General features: G+C 68.2%; 16 protein-coding genes and 1 tRNA gene. 6 read left to right on the top strand and 11 right to left on the bottom strand.

Features of this window, described 5'->3' with window-relative positions; genetic code table 11:
- Window positions 1-18 precede the first annotated feature (18 nt).
- The 3 genes from BOQ54_RS07105 to BOQ54_RS07095 form a co-directional block, all read right to left on the bottom strand.
- Complete coding sequence (locus BOQ54_RS07105) at window positions 19-957, bottom strand: hypothetical protein (RefSeq protein WP_145979739.1); 939 nt, start codon at window positions 955-957, stop codon at window positions 19-21.
- Between the two features lie 275 nt (window positions 958-1232).
- Entirely contained in the window at window positions 1233-2594 is a 1362-nt protein-coding gene (gene gor / locus BOQ54_RS07100) for a glutathione-disulfide reductase (protein WP_071923604.1), read from the bottom strand.
- Window positions 2587-3852: an O-antigen ligase family protein gene (locus tag BOQ54_RS07095; RefSeq protein WP_145979738.1), complete on the bottom strand. Its 1266-nt coding sequence runs from the start codon at window positions 3850-3852 to the stop codon at window positions 2587-2589. Before BOQ54_RS07095 ends, gor begins: the two co-directional genes overlap by 8 nt.
- Window positions 3853-4039: 187 nt before the next feature.
- On the opposite strand from BOQ54_RS07095, the gene BOQ54_RS07090 reads away from it, so the two are divergent.
- The 3 genes from BOQ54_RS07090 to BOQ54_RS07080 all read left to right on the top strand — a co-directional run bounded on the left by BOQ54_RS07090 (window position 4040) and on the right by BOQ54_RS07080 (window position 7085).
- On the top strand, window positions 4040-5008 hold the full coding sequence (locus tag BOQ54_RS07090) for a Bug family tripartite tricarboxylate transporter substrate binding protein (protein ID WP_055459019.1): 969 nt from the start codon (window positions 4040-4042) through the stop codon (window positions 5006-5008).
- Window positions 5009-5090: 82 nt separating this feature from the next.
- Window positions 5091-5570, top strand: a complete 480-nt coding sequence (locus BOQ54_RS07085; protein WP_071923603.1) for a tripartite tricarboxylate transporter TctB family protein — start codon at window positions 5091-5093, stop codon at window positions 5568-5570.
- Between the two features lie 12 nt (window positions 5571-5582).
- Window positions 5583-7085 carry a tripartite tricarboxylate transporter permease gene (locus BOQ54_RS07080; protein ID WP_055459021.1) on the top strand — a complete coding sequence of 501 codons (1503 nt, stop codon included), beginning with the start codon at window positions 5583-5585 and terminating at the stop codon, window positions 7083-7085.
- A gap of 75 nt (window positions 7086-7160) precedes the next feature.
- On the opposite strand, the gene BOQ54_RS07075 is transcribed toward BOQ54_RS07080, so the two are convergent.
- From BOQ54_RS07075 to BOQ54_RS07065, 3 genes are all read right to left on the bottom strand, one after another.
- Window positions 7161-7664: a DUF2059 domain-containing protein gene (locus BOQ54_RS07075; protein WP_055459022.1), complete on the bottom strand. Its 504-nt coding sequence runs from the start codon at window positions 7662-7664 to the stop codon at window positions 7161-7163.
- Window positions 7665-7766: 102 nt separating this feature from the next.
- The gene (rpiA, locus tag BOQ54_RS07070; protein WP_071923601.1) at window positions 7767-8468 is read right to left on the bottom strand and encodes a ribose-5-phosphate isomerase RpiA; all 702 of its coding nucleotides are present in this window, start codon (window positions 8466-8468) and stop codon (window positions 7767-7769) included.
- A gap of 125 nt (window positions 8469-8593) precedes the next feature.
- Window positions 8594-9070 (bottom strand): hypothetical protein, encoded by a 477-nt coding sequence (locus BOQ54_RS07065; RefSeq protein WP_055459024.1) that lies wholly within the window; start codon window positions 9068-9070, stop codon window positions 8594-8596.
- Between the two features lie 93 nt (window positions 9071-9163).
- Here BOQ54_RS07065 and BOQ54_RS07060 point away from each other — a divergent pair, with 93 nt between their 5' ends.
- Complete coding sequence (locus BOQ54_RS07060; RefSeq protein WP_071923600.1) at window positions 9164-9859, top strand: HAD family hydrolase; 696 nt, start codon at window positions 9164-9166, stop codon at window positions 9857-9859.
- A gap of 5 nt (window positions 9860-9864) precedes the next feature.
- Here BOQ54_RS07060 and BOQ54_RS07055 read toward each other — a convergent pair whose 3' ends face one another.
- From BOQ54_RS07055 to BOQ54_RS07045, 3 genes are all read right to left on the bottom strand, one after another.
- Window positions 9865-10470, bottom strand: a complete 606-nt coding sequence (locus BOQ54_RS07055) for an SCO family protein (protein ID WP_055459026.1) — start codon at window positions 10468-10470, stop codon at window positions 9865-9867.
- Window positions 10471-10481: 11 nt separating this feature from the next.
- On the bottom strand, window positions 10482-11033 hold the full coding sequence (locus BOQ54_RS07050; RefSeq protein WP_055459361.1) for a copper chaperone PCu(A)C: 552 nt from the start codon (window positions 11031-11033) through the stop codon (window positions 10482-10484).
- Between the two features lie 96 nt (window positions 11034-11129).
- Complete coding sequence (locus BOQ54_RS07045) at window positions 11130-11510, bottom strand: DUF2946 family protein (protein ID WP_055459027.1); 381 nt, start codon at window positions 11508-11510, stop codon at window positions 11130-11132.
- Between the two features lie 150 nt (window positions 11511-11660).
- Here BOQ54_RS07045 and BOQ54_RS07040 point away from each other — a divergent pair.
- Window positions 11661-11735, top strand: a tRNA-Val gene (locus BOQ54_RS07040).
- A gap of 339 nt (window positions 11736-12074) precedes the next feature.
- On the opposite strand, the gene BOQ54_RS07035 is transcribed toward BOQ54_RS07040, so the two are convergent.
- On the bottom strand, window positions 12075-12524 hold the full coding sequence (locus tag BOQ54_RS07035) for a hypothetical protein (RefSeq protein WP_071923599.1): 450 nt from the start codon (window positions 12522-12524) through the stop codon (window positions 12075-12077).
- A gap of 284 nt (window positions 12525-12808) precedes the next feature.
- Between BOQ54_RS07035 and BOQ54_RS07030 the strand changes: the two genes are divergently transcribed.
- A complete protein-coding gene (locus BOQ54_RS07030; RefSeq protein ID WP_055459029.1) occupies window positions 12809-13378 on the top strand; it encodes a L,D-transpeptidase in 570 nt (189 codons plus the stop codon).
- A gap of 98 nt (window positions 13379-13476) precedes the next feature.
- Here BOQ54_RS07030 and BOQ54_RS07025 read toward each other — a convergent pair whose 3' ends face one another.
- Window positions 13477-13851 (bottom strand): gamma-butyrobetaine hydroxylase-like domain-containing protein, encoded by a 375-nt coding sequence (locus tag BOQ54_RS07025; RefSeq protein WP_055459030.1) that lies wholly within the window; start codon window positions 13849-13851, stop codon window positions 13477-13479.
- Window positions 13852-13935 lie beyond the last annotated feature (84 nt).

The raw sequence follows: 13935 nt of genomic DNA, 5'->3' as shown, positions 1-13935 counted from the left end.
CCTCTTTCGCCGATCGGCTCAGGTGGAGAGCAACCGCTGCGCCTCGACATCCGGCGCCGCGGAAGCTGCTTCACGCGGTGCCGGTCGTGCAGGCGCGATGTAATCAGCCAGGAGCTGAGCCCCGCCCGAAGCGATGCCGCTCAGGGAACCTCCGCCCCACAGGAAGGCCGATGTGCGCGCATGCCCGACGGCCCCTGCGTCATCCCCGGCATCCGCAGCCCGCTGCGCATATCCACTCTCGACCGCCGCCGCCAGATTGAGACCCGCGGACAGCAGGGCGAAGGCGTCGCGCGTGAGCAGCAGCCCGCCCCGCAGACCCCGCTGGGACAGGTCCTGCGAAACATCCACGCATGCCTTCGCCGCGCCGGACAACGCATTGACGCCCCAGCCGACCGCATAGGCATAGCCGGCTGCCGAGGACAGCGGCGTATTGCCCAGCAATGTGAAGAGCAGCTTTGCGCGCCCCGCTGTCGTGGCAGCGTAGGTACCCCGACCGGCCAACGCGCCGAGCCGCCCGGAAGCGCCGGCCTCTTCGCTCTGCGGAGCTTCGGGCAGCCGGATGGAACCGCGCCACAGCTCGTTGCTCAGGAAATCGCGACCGAGGCTCACCTGTCCTTCGGCTGACGTCGCCCAGTGAGAGGCGCTCGCGGCCGCCAGTTCGAGCGCTGGTGCCACGACCGGACCGGCATACCCGAGGGCGTCACGGCCGCGCGCCACCGCCCGCCGCATCGGGGCCAGCAAGGTTTCCGCCTGTCTCGCATTCCGATCCGGAGTTGCCGACCGGCGCGCAGACACCGGGCCATTCTGGCCAGCCCGGGCCTCGCGCACGCGCTGCCGGACGACGCTCGGCAAGACCGGCGCGCCGCCGCCGCTCCGCACATGATCCGAGAACTCCGCCACGACATTGCCGAGGCGCTTCGCTGCCGCGGCATCCATGCCAGCAATACGGTTATTCATGTCAGCCAATCCATTCCAATAAACAAAATATATGCACCGCGCAATTATCGCTGAACAGCAACACCGGATCATAGTCGCTCAAATCGACACGACAATAACTATCAGAAATATATCGCTTGATGGCGTTGTGCATGAACGCAAGCCAACAAAGCTTCAGGCAGGGATCTCCGCGCGGCAACAGGAGAGCGCAGCCCAGCGCCTTCCCGTTGCGGTCGCCGGGCGAGCGCGGGTGTCGTTCCCCGCAGGTGAAGGCGAATCGAGCTTACGGCTTCCGTTCAGGCCACCGGCGTGCGCATGGTCACGAGTTCCTCCGCCGCCGTCGGGTGGACGGCCATGGTGCGGTCGAAGTCGGCCTTGGTAGCGCCCATGGTGACGGCGATGCCGACGAGCTGGATCATCTCGCCGGCGCCGTCCCCCAGGATATGGACGCCGAGCACCCGGTCGGTGTCGCCGTCGACGACGATCTTCATCAGCACCCGGTCCTCGCGCCCCGACAGGGTCGCCTTCATGGCGCGGAAGCTGGACCGGAAGATCCTGACATTGCCGTAGCGCTGGCGCGCGTCGGCTTCGCCGAGGCCGACGGTGCCGATCTCGGGCGAGGAGAAGACGGCAGTCGGGATGACGTTGTGGTCCACGCTCGCCGGGCGGTTTCCGAAGACGGTATCGGCGAAGGCATGGCCCTCGCGGATGGCGACGGGGGTGAGATTGACGCGGTCCGTCACGTCGCCGACGGCGTAGATGCTCGGCACGTTGGTCCGCGACATGGCGTCGACCACGATGGCGCCATTGGAAGCGAGCGCCACGCCCGCCTCCTTGAGGCCGAGCTTCTCGGTGTTGGGCACGCGGCCGGTCGCGATCATGACCTGGTCGACGCGCAACTCGCGCCCGTCCGTAAGGGTGATGAGCAGTTCGCCGCCCATCTTCTCGATGCTCGTCAGGCCACATTCGAGGCAGAGCCTGATGCCGCGCTGCGCATAGGCCTCCCCCAGCGCGTCGCGCACATCCTCGTCGAAGCCGCGCAGCAGCTTCTCGCCGCGGTGGATCAGGGTGGTCTCGACGCCAAGGCCGGCGAAGATCCCCGCGAATTCGACGGCGATGTAGCCGCCGCCGACGACGGCGATGCGCTCCGGCAGCCGCTCGAGATGGAAGGCCTCGTTGGAGGTGATCGCGTGCTCGATGCCGGGCACCGCAGGCACCTTCACCACCCGCCCGCCGGTGGCGACGAGGATGACGCGGGCGCGGATACGCGCGCCGGTCTTCAGGACGCGCACCGTGTGGGCATCCTCGATCACGGCGCGGCTGTCGACGATGTCGACGCCGGCCTTGGTGAGGTTGGTGCGATAGATGCCCTCGAGCCGGGCGATCTCCGCATCCTTGTTCTTGATCAGGGTCGGCCAGTCGAACGCCGCCTTGGGCACGCTCCAGCCATAGCCGGCCGCGTCCTCGAAATCGCCAGCAAAGCGGCTGGCGTAGACGAGGAGCTTCTTGGGCACGCAGCCGCGGATGACGCAGGTGCCGCCCATCCGGTCTTCCTCGGCGAGCATGACGCGGGCGCCGTGGCCGGCGGCGATGCGCGCGGCGCGCACGCCACCGGAGCCCCCACCGATCACGAAGAGATCGACGTCGAAATCACTCATGATCCACCCCCTTGGAAGGCACCGCCCTGTCCGGACGGCGCCGGAACCAGACGACCGCGGCGCCCACAGCCGCGATCCACCAGCCCTGCCAGGCCCCGTGCCCGACGAGCATGACGCCGGCGGCGGAGGCCACGAGCGCGAGCGAAGCAGCCAGCCGCAGCCCCCGCAAGTGCGCCAGCGCACGCATCATGGTCGCAATCACGAGCGCAGCCAGCACGGCCCCGACGGCGCCGAGCTCGACCCATATCTGCAGGAAGGCGTCGTGCGGATGCCCGATCGCCAGCATCTCGCGCAGGTTTTCCGGCACCTCCTGCGCGACCGGATCATCGGCAAGGCGCGGGCTTGCGCCGAAGCCGGTGCCGAGAAGCGGCCGGTGCCGGACGACCTCCTCGAAGCTGCGCCACAGCGCGATGCGCTCGACAGCGTGGCCGCGCTGCTGCACGAGCGCGACGAAGGAGTCTGGCAGCTGCATCGTGAGCGAGCCCTTGAAGGGGGCAATGATGAGACAGGCCAGGAGCCCGGCTGTGACGAGGGCGAGGGCGACCCGCCGACTGAGGAGCGCGATGGCGAAAGTGCCGATACCGCACAGGGCGCCCATCAGCGCCGCCCCCGATTCGCCGACGACCAGCACGAGGAGCAGGGCGGCCAGAGCGGCGCCTGCCAAAATCCGCCGACTGCCCTCCCACCAGAGGAGGCCGAGCGGCCAGGCGAGCATCAGCAGCGTGATGATGCTGCGGTTGAAGACGAAGCCCCCCGTGGCGCGCAGGCCGAGTTTCTGGCGCACGGCAAGGCCGGTGGCGAGATCGCCGATGACAACTAAGCAGGCCGCGACAAAGGCGGCACCCGCCAGCACCGTGACGATGCCCGGCACGCGGCGCGGCAGGAGGATGGCCGCCACGGTCGCGGCGAAGGCGGGCAGCAGCGCCTCGCCAAAGGTGAAGAGCGAGGCGCGGGGAAGGACGCTCCACGCCATGCTCACCGCCGCATAGGCCGCGAAGGCGGAGACGACGAGGAGCGCCGGCGCACGCGCGATCGCGCGTGAGGCGAGGAAAAGGCGCATCCGGCCCGGCGGCTCCACGAGCGCCGCGAGAATCGCGAGCGCCGCCGCCACGCCGACCACGAGCGGCGAGGAGCGATTGGCGAGCGCCATCGCCAGCGGCAGCAGCGCCAGCGTGACGAGGGACGCCAGCTCCAGCCGGCGGGCATGAACGGAGGGCGCGGCGCGGAGAGCGGGCATGGCGAGAGGCAAGAAGGGCACTCGCTGGATTCGAAGATGCGACGGTCCGGCTTTAGAAGAAGCCCTGCCAAAGGGAAAGCCGCAAAGGCCCGCGACGGAGCTATTGTTCCGATATAATGTGACGCGATGTTCGCTTGATGGGGGAAGAAGCCGCCGATACCGTCTGCGTCCGATCAGCAAGAACAGATCGTAAAATGGGAGGAACCACATGTTCCATTCGTACAAGATGGTTACCGGCGCCGTCGCCGCGCTCCTCGTGGCCGCGGGCCTGTCCACGGGCGCACTCGGCCAGAGTCTCGAGTTGAAGATCATGGCCCCGGCCGCACCGGGCGGCGGTTGGGATCAGACGGCGCGCGCCATGCAGGCGGCCCTGACTGAAAGCGGCGCGGTCAAGAGCGCGCAGGTGGTCAACGTGCCGGGCGCCGGCGGCACCGTCGGGCTCGCTCAATTCGTGAATGCGAAGGGCGACGGGTCGCAGCTCATGGTCAACGGCTTCGTCATGGTGGGCGCCATTCTCACCAACAAGGCGCCCGTGACCCTCGCGCAGACGACGCCAATCGCGCGGCTCACCGCCGAGAACCAGGCGATCGTCGTGCCGGCCAATTCGCCGATCAAGAACGCGAAGGACCTCGCCGAGGCACTGAAGGCCGATCCCGCCAAGGTGACCTGGGCCGGCGGCTCGGCGGGCGGCACCGACCACATCATGGTCGGTCTCTTCGCCAAGGCGGTCGGCGTCGATCCGACCAAGATCAACTACGTGCCCTTCTCCGGCGGCGGCGAGGCGCTGGCGGCGATCCTCGGCGGCAAGGTGACGGCAGGCGTCTCCGGCTACGGTGAATTCGAGGGCCAGATCAAGGCCGGCAAGCTGCGCCTCATCGGCATTGCCGCCGAAAAGCCCGTGCCCGGTCTCGATGCGCCGACCCTGAAGGATCAGGGCATCGACCTCGCCATCGTCAACTGGCGCTCGGTCGTGGCGCCTCCCGGCCTCGACGAGGCCCAGACGAAGACGCTACTCGCGGCCATCGACAAGATGGTCAAGTCGAAGCAGTGGCAGGAGACGCTGAAGGCCAAGAATTGGGACGACGCCTATCTCTCGGGTGAGGCCTTCGCGACGTTCCTCCAGAACGAGCAGGTGCGCGTCGCCGAGGTGCTGCAGTCGATCGGTCTCGTCAAGTAGAGAGACCGACCGCCAATGGCAGAGCGGCGGAGAAAGGTCTTCTCCGCTGCCTCGCCGCATCGGAGGCCATCCGGGGAAGGGCATGACGCAACAAAAAGAGGACCGCAAGATCGCACCTGTCGGCTTCGTCATCGCGGCAGGACTTCTGATCCTTGCGGCTTTCGTCGCCAACGACGCCGTCGGCATGGGGGCGGTGTCGAGCTATGCCGGCATCGGCCCGAGCGCGGCTTCATGGGCTGTGGCGGCCGGCCTCGGCCTGCTCGCTGCCGGCACCCTCGTCAGCACCCTGCGCGGCGAGGTCCCCACACCGGAGCCGAGTGATCGCGCCGCGGTCCTCACCATCGTTGCCGGCATCGCCGCCATGATCGCGACCATCAGCGCCGGCGGCGGCTTCATTCCCGCCATGGCGTTGCTCTTCGGTCTGACGGCGCGCGGCTTCGGCCGGCGGGCGCTGGCCACCGATCTCGGCATCGGCGTCATGCTCGGCCTGATCGTCTATCTTGGCTTCACAAAGCTGCTCGCCCTGTCGCTGCCGCAGGGGCCGATCGAGCGGCTCTTCTGAAAGGCCCCTCCGGTGCTCGATTCCGTCTTCGCGCTGGCGCAGGGCTTTTCCGTCGCCTTGGAGCCGACGAAGCTGCTCTTTGCCCTCATTGGCGTTTTCCTCGGCACCGCGGTGGGCGTACTGCCGGGGATCGGCCCGGCACTCACCGTGGCGCTGCTCCTGCCCGTCACCTTCAAGCTCGACCCGACGGGTTCGCTCATCATGTTCGCGGGCATCTATTACGGCGGCATGTATGGCGGTTCGACCACGTCGATCCTCATCAATACGCCCGGCGAGAGCGCCTCGATGATCACGGCGCTCGAGGGCAACAAGATGGCCAAGGCCGGCCGCGGCGGACCGGCGCTCGCCACCTCTGCCGTCGGCTCCTTCGTCGCCGGACTCATCGCTACCATCGGTCTTGCGCTGTTCGCCCCCTGGCTGGTCGAAATCGCCATCCAGTTCGGACCGGCCGACTATTTCGCCCTGATGATCGTGGCCTTCGTCACTGTGTCGGCAACCTTCGGCGATTCGCCGCTGCGCGGCCTCACCAGCCTCTTCATCGGCCTCATGCTCGGTCTCGTCGGCATCGATGCGCTGAGCGGCCAGGCGCGGCTGACCTTCGGCGTGCCGGAGTTGCTCGACGGCGTCGAGGTGACGACGCTCGCCGTCGGGCTCTTCGCCGTGGGCGAAGCACTCTTCGTCGCCTCACGCATGAAGCACGCGCCCGAGACGATCGAGCCGGTGCGCGGCTCCCTGTGGATGACGCGGGAGGATTGGAAGCGCTCGTGGAAGCCGTGGCTGCGCGGCACGGCGCTCGGCTTTCCCATCGGCTCGCTGCCCGCCGGCGGCGCCGAGATACCGACCTTCCTCTCCTATACCATCGAGAAGAGGCTGACCAAGCATCCGGAGGAATTCGGCAAGGGCGCCATCGAGGGTGTCGCCGGCCCGGAGGCGGCGAACAATGCCTCTGCGGCCGGCACCCTGATGCCGCTGCTCACGCTCGGCCTGCCAACTTCGGCAACGGCGGCGATCCTGCTCGCAGGCTTCCAGCAATACGGCCTCAATCCCGGCCCGCTGCTGTTTGCCGAACGGCCGGACCTCGTCTGGGGCCTCATCGCCAGCCTTTTCATTGCCAATGCGATGCTGGTGATCCTCAACCTGCCGCTCATCGGCCTGTGGGTGCGGCTGCTCGCCATTCCGCAGCCCTGGCTCTATGCCGGTATCCTCGTCTTCGCCGCCATGGGGACGATTGCCGCCAACCCCTCGCCCGTCGAACTCGTCATGCTCGCGGTCTTCGGCCTCCTCGGCTTCGTCATGCGACGCTACGACTATCCGATCGCGCCGATGGTCGTCGGCCTCATCCTTGGGCCGATGGCGGAGACGCAGTTGCGGCGCGCGCTGCAGATCAGCCTGGGCGACCCGATGGCGCTCATCGAGAGCCCCCTCGCGGCCACGCTGCTCGCCATCGCGGCACTGGCGCTGGTAGCGCCCCTCCTGTTCCGGGGCCTGTCGCGCTTCAAGGCCGACGAAGACTGACGACGCCGAAGGCGGCCACGAAAAAACCGGCGACTGCGGCGCCGCCGGTTTCCTTCGCGCTGGCGCTTGGACACTTCAGAGCTGGTGGCCGCGCTTGGCCATCTCGGCCCGCACCTGAGTCATCGCCTCCTCGAAGACGCGCCCGGTCCAGTCCTGCATGGCGACATAGAGGTCGTCGAGCACGGCGGGCTGCGCCGCGACATAGGCCTTGCCGGCATCGGAACTGAAGAAGGCGGCGGCAGCCTTGAGATCGGTCTCCTTCATGCGGCTGGCGAGGATCTTGGCCGCCGTCTCCACCAGATCGGCCTTCTTGCTCTCGATGGTGGGCTGCAGCTGCGCCAGCACCTCGTCGAGGTCCTTGGTGATCTCGGGGCGGGTGACATAGCTTTGCTTGATGCGCTGGGCGAAGGTTGGCACGAGCGCCTCGAAGGAACGGTCCATGCCCGAGCCAGTCACGATCTGGCGCGCGGCCTCGACCTTGGCCGGCGTGATGCTGCCCGTGTCCTGGGCAAAGACCGGACCGGCGAGGGCGAAGGCGACGGCGGCGGCGGCCGCGACGTGAGTGGCTGTACGCTTCATTGATCGGTATCTCCCTGGCGCCTCGCGCGTCATGCGCATGTCGAGCGGATCGCTGCGATCAGAACGATGGAACTGCGCTCGAAGTCAATATCTTGCCGGGCCTCAGCCAAGCTCGCCAAGTTCCACGAGCCCCGCCTCCGTGGCGATAACGGCGCCGGATGCAAGGCCGAGGAAGAGCCCATGCTCGACGACGCCGGGGATGGCGACAAGGTCGCTGGCGAGCGCCTCCGGCTCCTCGATGCGCTGAAGCGCAGCATCGAGGATGAAATGGCCGCCATCGGTGACGAAGGGGTTGCCGTCGCCCCCCCGCCGCAGGGTCAGCGGGGCCGAGGGCCAGCGCTGCGCGAGAACCTGGGCGATGGCCTCCTGCGTCGCGCGCAGCCCGAAGGGGTTGACCTCGATGGGCAGCGGAAAGCGCCCAAGGACGTCCACATGCTTGGAGCCGTCGGCAATGACGACCATGCGCCGGCTGGCGGCTGCAACGATCTTCTCGCGCAGGAGCGCGCCGCCACCACCCTTGATGAGGCGCAGGCTGTCGTCGAGTTCGTCGGCGCCGTCGACCGTGAGGTCGAGGGCTGGCGTCTCGTCGAGCGTCGTGAGGGGAATGCCTTCCGCCTCGGCCTGCAGGCGCGTCGCCTCCGAAGTCGGCACGCAGACGACCTTGAGCCCGGCCCGCACCTTCTCGCCGAGGATGGCAACGAAATGGCGGGCGGTCGAGCCCGTGCCAAGGCCAAGGCGCATGCCGTCCCGCACCAGCTCTGCCGCCCGCGCCGCCGCGGCGCGCTTCATCTCTTCGGCATTCATCCCAAACAATCCGCCCCGAATCCGCCAGCCGGTGCGCCGCATGCCCGATCGGCCGCCGCCCGTGCCGGTCCGCTTGTCCTGAGCCGCTTTACCATGCGCTTCGGGCAGCGGAAAGGCAGGGCAGATCAGCGGGCACCGGAGCCGCGCTGGCCGCTGTCGCCCGCGGCCGGCTGCTCGCCGCCCTCCCCGCCGGCCGGCGCGGCGCTGGTGGCCTGCGGCGTGCACACGACCTGATCGTTGAAGACGTAGCAGACGCTCATCTCCCCGCTGCGGTAATTGACGCGGAAGACGCCCGCCTCCTTCTGGTGATGCGAGGCGACGAGACCATATTCCCCGGGTTTCTGCGGTCCGGCCCCCTCGCCCGCGGGATAGCAGAAGGTGACGCCGATGGTGCCTTCCTTGAGGCCGTACTGGCAGGCGCCGACCTCGCCCGTGACCCGATCGATGCGGTAGATGCGGTTGAGGTCTGTCTGCGGGGCGGCCTTGAACTCGAACTGGTTGGCCTGCGCGGGCAGGACGAGGGCGACAAGCAGGGCAGCGGCGGCGGGCAACTTCACGATGGGCGACATGACAACTCCGATGCGGGCGAATCGCGTCGGCATTCTACCATCGCGCCGCCGGCGAGAACGGGGCGACCTGTGGCCCGACGGCTTGCCGGGCTTGCCCGCGCCGGCGGCATCGGCTAGCGCTCTGCCATGTCCGACACCATCGCGACCATCGTCTTCGACCTCGACGGCACCCTGGCCGACACCGCGCCCGACCTCATCGTGACGCTGAACCTGATCCTCGCCGAGGAAGGTCTCGAGCAACTGCCGCTCAGCGAGGCGCGCGACCTCATCGGTGCCGGCGCCCGGGCACTGCTCGAACGGGGCATCGCGGCGAACGGCCGCAGCGTCGCGCCCGCGCATCTCGACCTGCTCTTCGAGCGCTTCCTCTCGATCTATGCGGGACGCATCGCGGTCGAGACGCGGCTCTTTCCTGGTGTTGCGGCCGCCCTCGAGCGATTCCGTGCCGCCGGCTGGCGGCTCGCGGTCTGCACCAACAAGTTCGAGCACCATTCGGTGATGCTGCTCAAGGCGCTCGGCATTGCCGGGCATTTCCATGCCATCTGCGGGCGTGACACCTTCCCGTTCTCGAAGCCCGACCCGCGCCACCTGACGATGACGGTCGCGGCCGCCGGCGGCGTGCCGGAGGCGGCCCTGATGGTCGGCGATTCGCAGACCGACATCGCGACCGCCAGGGCCGCCGGTATCCCGGTCATCGCCGTGCCGTTCGGCTACACCATGACGCCGGTGAGCGAGCTTGGCCCCGACATCATCATCGAGCATTTCGACGCTCTGTGGGATGCCGCGGCGGCGTTATACCGCCGCAGTTCCCTCGCCGATTCCTGAAGCCTTCAGCCCTCGACGAGCCGGCGCAACTTGCGCATCTGCGTGTCCTGCTGCTCGTGATAGTCGAGCGTGCCGGCGAAATGCCCCTGCCGATCCATGAGATAGACCGAGGCCGTGTGATTGACCGTGTAGCCATCCCCCTCGGTCGGTACGCGCTGATAGGTGGCGCGATAGGCCTTCACCACCGCGTCAATCTCCTCCTGGGTGCCGGTGAGGCCGATGATGCGGGGGTCGAACGACTCGAGGTAGGTCGCCATCAGCTCACGCGTATCGCGCTCGGGATCAACCGAGATAAACAGCACGGTGAGCTTGTCCCCGTCCGGGCCAAGCGCCTTCAGATTCTCCGACATCTCGAAGAGTGTCGTCGGGCACACGTCCGGGCAATGGGTGAAGCCGAAGAAAACGGCGAAGGGGCGCCCGGCGAGATCGGCCGACGACAGCTTCTTGCCGTCGTGCGTTGTCAGGGTGAACGGTCCGCCGATATTGGCGACGCCGCTCGTCCGGACACCCCCCTGGGGCGCCACGAGACGGTCGCCGACGATCCACAGGGCGCCCGCGACCAGCGCGATAACGGCGACGAGGCTCCACAGGATGATGCGCAAACGACTCATGGCGCTGCTCCTCAATGGGTGGTGTGGCTCTTGTGCGCGTCGGTCTTGCCGTCGCCGCGGGCGCCGATGCCCTCCACCTTGAACTCGACCGCGACCTTGCCGGCCTTCTCGAAGACGAGCTCGCCCTTGAAGGCCTCGCCCTCCCTCAGCTGCCGCTGCAAGGGCATGAACATGAGATGGTAGCCGCCGGGCGCGAGCTTCACCGTCTCGCCAGCCTTGATGACGAGCCCTTCGGGGAGCGGGCTCATCTTCATGACGTCGCCTTCCATCTTCATCTCATGGATCTCGCCGCGCGGGGAGATCTCGGCGCTGACGGCGACGAGCCGGTCGTCCGTCTCGCCGGTGTTCTCGATAGTCATGAAGCCGCCGGCGACCGGGGCATTGGCCGGCGTCGCGCGCGACCAGGGATGGCCGATCTTGAGGGCACCGGCCTTGTAGCCGTGCGCCGAGGCGGGGCTGACCAGCGCCGCGAGGCCGACAGCGAGGACCGCCGCACCGACGAGGAAGCGGCGACGGGATGGGGTGCGATGCGCGGCGAGGCCGGCGCGGGAAAGCGATGTCATGAACCTGATCTCCGATGGCGGCGGGCGGGCGACGGATCCCATGTCCGTCAATGGCTCCCACGGACGCCGTGAATGCCTGAAAGCGCTTGATCGGGATCAGATCAACGGCGGCGCACGCGGCGCCGGCTTGAGGCGGGAGAGGTCCCGCCGCGACAGGGGCTCGCCCGCAAGGGGGACCGGTCCGTCGGGAAAGGCGCGTGCGACGGGCGCCGCAGAGGGCACGGCCGCCGGCAGGAGCGCCGGCGAAGGCGTGAGCTGGCCACAGGCCAGGATACAGCGCAGGTCGTGGTGCCCGCCGGGCGCCTCGTCCCCGCTCGCGTGATCGCCGCCCCCCGGCATGCACCAGGCGAGTTCGAGGGGCACGCCGGAACGATCCGCCGCCGCGGCGGGCGTGATGCCCACCGCCCCCGCAAGCAGGGCCTGCAGGGCGAGCGCATAGGCGAGCGCCAGAACAGCGAGGAGGCGCGGCAGCCGCATTCATCCCTCTCGATCGCACATGACACGAGCAGTAGCGCGGCCTTTGCACAGGGGCAACGCGACATTGTGCGCTTCCTCGCTTGACGCCGGCGCGCGGTGCTCATAGAAGGCGCCCTACGAGCCCTGCGGCGGCAGGCGATGCTATGGCTCGGGCGTGTAGCTCAGCGGGAGAGCACTCCCTTCACACGGGAGGGGTCACAGGTTCAATCCCTGTCACGCCCACCATCATTTTCCGCAGAAAAATCGATACGTTAGCGCCGTTCCTGACGCTTGGGCCACTGCCCGACATACACGGTTTGCGCACTTTTTTGCGCACCCATGCGTCGATTGACGCCCACCGTTCGGGGCGATCATCAGCGGGATGGAGCCATGGCCGGCGTTGAGCGCCGCGCCTGCACGCCCTTGGCATGACAGGCCTGACCGGGCTTGCCCCGGCCAACGACTGCTTGCAGTTGCCGAACTTCGCGGCGTGGATGCCCGCGACGAGCGCGGGCCTGACGGCGGTGGCGTATACAGGCCGGTCGGTCGGGCACGCGCCGACGGCGCGCTCCCTCTCCTCTTCCGTCAACGCACCTTGTTCGCGCGCAGCCAGGCGGCGATGCGGCGCGCATCGCCCGAGCGGGCCTCGAGGCGCCGGCCCGCAGCCACGGCGCGGGGCGTGGCGCCGACGGGCGCGGATGACGCCTCCGCCTCGCCTTCGCCATCGGCCGCTCGTCGTGCCGTGACCGCGGCGGCGAGCAGCCTGCCGGCGACCGCCGATGCCTCCTCCGCCACCTCGAGCGCGGCTTGCCAGCCGTCTCCTGCCTGATCCGCGCGCTGCGGCACGCCCAGCGGCCAGGCCGCCCTTTCCATGCGGGCCGCCAGCGCGGCGAGACGGCGCGCCGCCTCCGCCGTGCCGCGCCCCTGCCCGCCCGTCTCGGCGCAGACGAGAGCGCTGTCGAGGCCCACGACGGCGAGATTGGTCGCAAGCGTGCGAATGCGCGCTCCGGCCGCATCGGCCTGCGCGCCATGCATTGAATTCGCCGAATCCGCCATGACGTCTGACCCCATTTTAATCACATACGACTAAAATACGGCATCGAGTGTTGAGTATTCATTTACGCCATGCCAGCAACCCGAAGCCACCGGTGTGGCAAGGCCGCCACGCGGCGGGCTGATCACGATGTTTTGGCCGCAGGAGCGCCACACTGTCGTTGCGCGAAGGCCGAGGTTTGGACACATTGGCCAAACGAGGCGGAACCTTCGACAGCCTTTTGCCATTCTTAAGATCATCCCGCACCCACCCATCGAGGCAACCGATGCGCGGCATTCTCATTGCCATAACCGGTCTCGTGGCGCTCGCGGCCACCCCGGCCGGCGCCTATCAGATAGACCCGCTCACACGTCAGCCGCTCTACGAGGCTGAGCAGTATCAGCCCCAGGCGAGCGGCATTACGCGCGAGACGGTGGCCTACAATGGCCGCCACGCCCCCGGCACCATCGTGGTTTCCACGTCGGAGCGGCGGCTCTATTACGTGCTCGGCAACGGTCGCGCCATTCGCTACGGTATCGGCGTCGGCCGCCCCGGCTTCACCTGGGGCGGCGTGAAGACCGTATCGATGAAGCGCGAGTGGCCCGACTGGCGCCCGCCGCCGCAGATGCTGAAGCGCCGGCCCGACCTGCCGCGCTACATGCCCGGCGGCCCGGACAACCCGCTTGGCGCGCGCGCCCTCTATCTCGGCTCCTCGCTCTATCGCATCCACGGCTCCAACGAGCCCGACACCATCGGCCAGGCGGTGTCCTCCGGCTGCATCCGCATGATGAACGAGGATGTGGTCGACCTCTACGACCGCGTGCGCGTCGGCACAAAGGTTGTGGTGATGCGCTGAGCCGCTGGCTCACTGCCGTTTGTGACGAAGCCGGCCGCCGCGCGACCGGCTTTCGTCCATGAGGCATTCACAGACGGGCCTGCCATAGTCTCCTCCCCTCATCGTCTCCTCACCGGCTCCCGCGACAACCCCTTCTCCTCGAGCTCCGCAAGATAGGCCTGCCACTTCGCCTCGAAGTCGTTGCCCAGTTCGTAGAGGTAGTCCCAGGTATAAATGCCCGTGTCGTGCAGGTCGTCGAAGACGAGCTTGACGGCGTAGCGGCCCACGGGCTCGACGCCGATGATCTCGACGTTCTTCTTACCCGACACCGTCTTGCGGTCGCCCGGCCCGTGGCCGCGCACCTCGGCGGAGGGGCTCGACACGCGCAGGTATTCGGCTGCGAGCGCGAACTGACGCCCGTCCTCAAAGGTGACGAGGAGTTGGCGGCGATCCTTCGCCAGGCGGACCTCGCTCGGCCAGTGGATGCTTTCCATGGATCGGGTGCTCCCACGCGCGGGACCGTGATCGGGCTTCATGCGAGATGCGCCGATCCGGGATTGATGCCTTGGCGATGACAC

The sequence above is a fragment of the Chelatococcus daeguensis genome (assembly GCF_001887265.1).
Lineage (GTDB): Bacteria > Pseudomonadota > Alphaproteobacteria > Rhizobiales > Beijerinckiaceae > Chelatococcus_A > Chelatococcus_A sambhunathii.
Note: the sequence above shows the minus strand (reverse complement) of the source record. Positions and strands in the feature narration are given on the sequence as shown.

Excerpts from the sequence above, each read along its gene's own strand:
- BOQ54_RS07050 (WP_055459361.1), bottom strand. The coding sequence starts at position 11,033 with ATGACATCGCTTTCCCGCGCCGGCCTCGCCGCGCATCGCACCCCATCC.
- BOQ54_RS07045 (WP_055459027.1), bottom strand. The coding sequence starts at position 11,510 with ATGCGGCTGCCGCGCCTCCTCGCTGTTCTGGCGCTCGCCTATGCGCTC.
- gor (WP_071923604.1), bottom strand. The coding sequence starts at position 2,594 with ATGAGTGATTTCGACGTCGATCTCTTCGTGATCGGTGGGGGCTCCGGT.
- BOQ54_RS07075 (WP_055459022.1), bottom strand. The coding sequence starts at position 7,664 with ATGAAGCGTACAGCCACTCACGTCGCGGCCGCCGCCGCCGTCGCCTTC.
- BOQ54_RS07030 (WP_055459029.1), top strand. The coding sequence starts at position 12,809 with ATGCGCGGCATTCTCATTGCCATAACCGGTCTCGTGGCGCTCGCGGCC.
- BOQ54_RS07090 (WP_055459019.1), top strand. The coding sequence starts at position 4,040 with ATGTTCCATTCGTACAAGATGGTTACCGGCGCCGTCGCCGCGCTCCTC.
- BOQ54_RS07055 (WP_055459026.1), bottom strand. The coding sequence starts at position 10,470 with ATGAGTCGTTTGCGCATCATCCTGTGGAGCCTCGTCGCCGTTATCGCG.
- BOQ54_RS07065 (WP_055459024.1), bottom strand. The coding sequence starts at position 9,070 with ATGCCGACGCGATTCGCCCGCATCGGAGTTGTCATGTCGCCCATCGTG.
- BOQ54_RS07025 (WP_055459030.1), bottom strand. The coding sequence starts at position 13,851 with ATGGAAAGCATCCACTGGCCGAGCGAGGTCCGCCTGGCGAAGGATCGC.
- rpiA (WP_071923601.1), bottom strand. The coding sequence starts at position 8,468 with ATGAATGCCGAAGAGATGAAGCGCGCCGCGGCGGCGCGGGCGGCAGAG.
- BOQ54_RS07035 (WP_071923599.1), bottom strand. The coding sequence starts at position 12,524 with ATGCATGGCGCGCAGGCCGATGCGGCCGGAGCGCGCATTCGCACGCTT.
- BOQ54_RS07085 (WP_071923603.1), top strand. The coding sequence starts at position 5,091 with ATGACGCAACAAAAAGAGGACCGCAAGATCGCACCTGTCGGCTTCGTC.
- BOQ54_RS07060 (WP_071923600.1), top strand. The coding sequence starts at position 9,164 with ATGTCCGACACCATCGCGACCATCGTCTTCGACCTCGACGGCACCCTG.
- BOQ54_RS07105 (WP_145979739.1), bottom strand. The coding sequence starts at position 957 with ATGAATAACCGTATTGCTGGCATGGATGCCGCGGCAGCGAAGCGCCTC.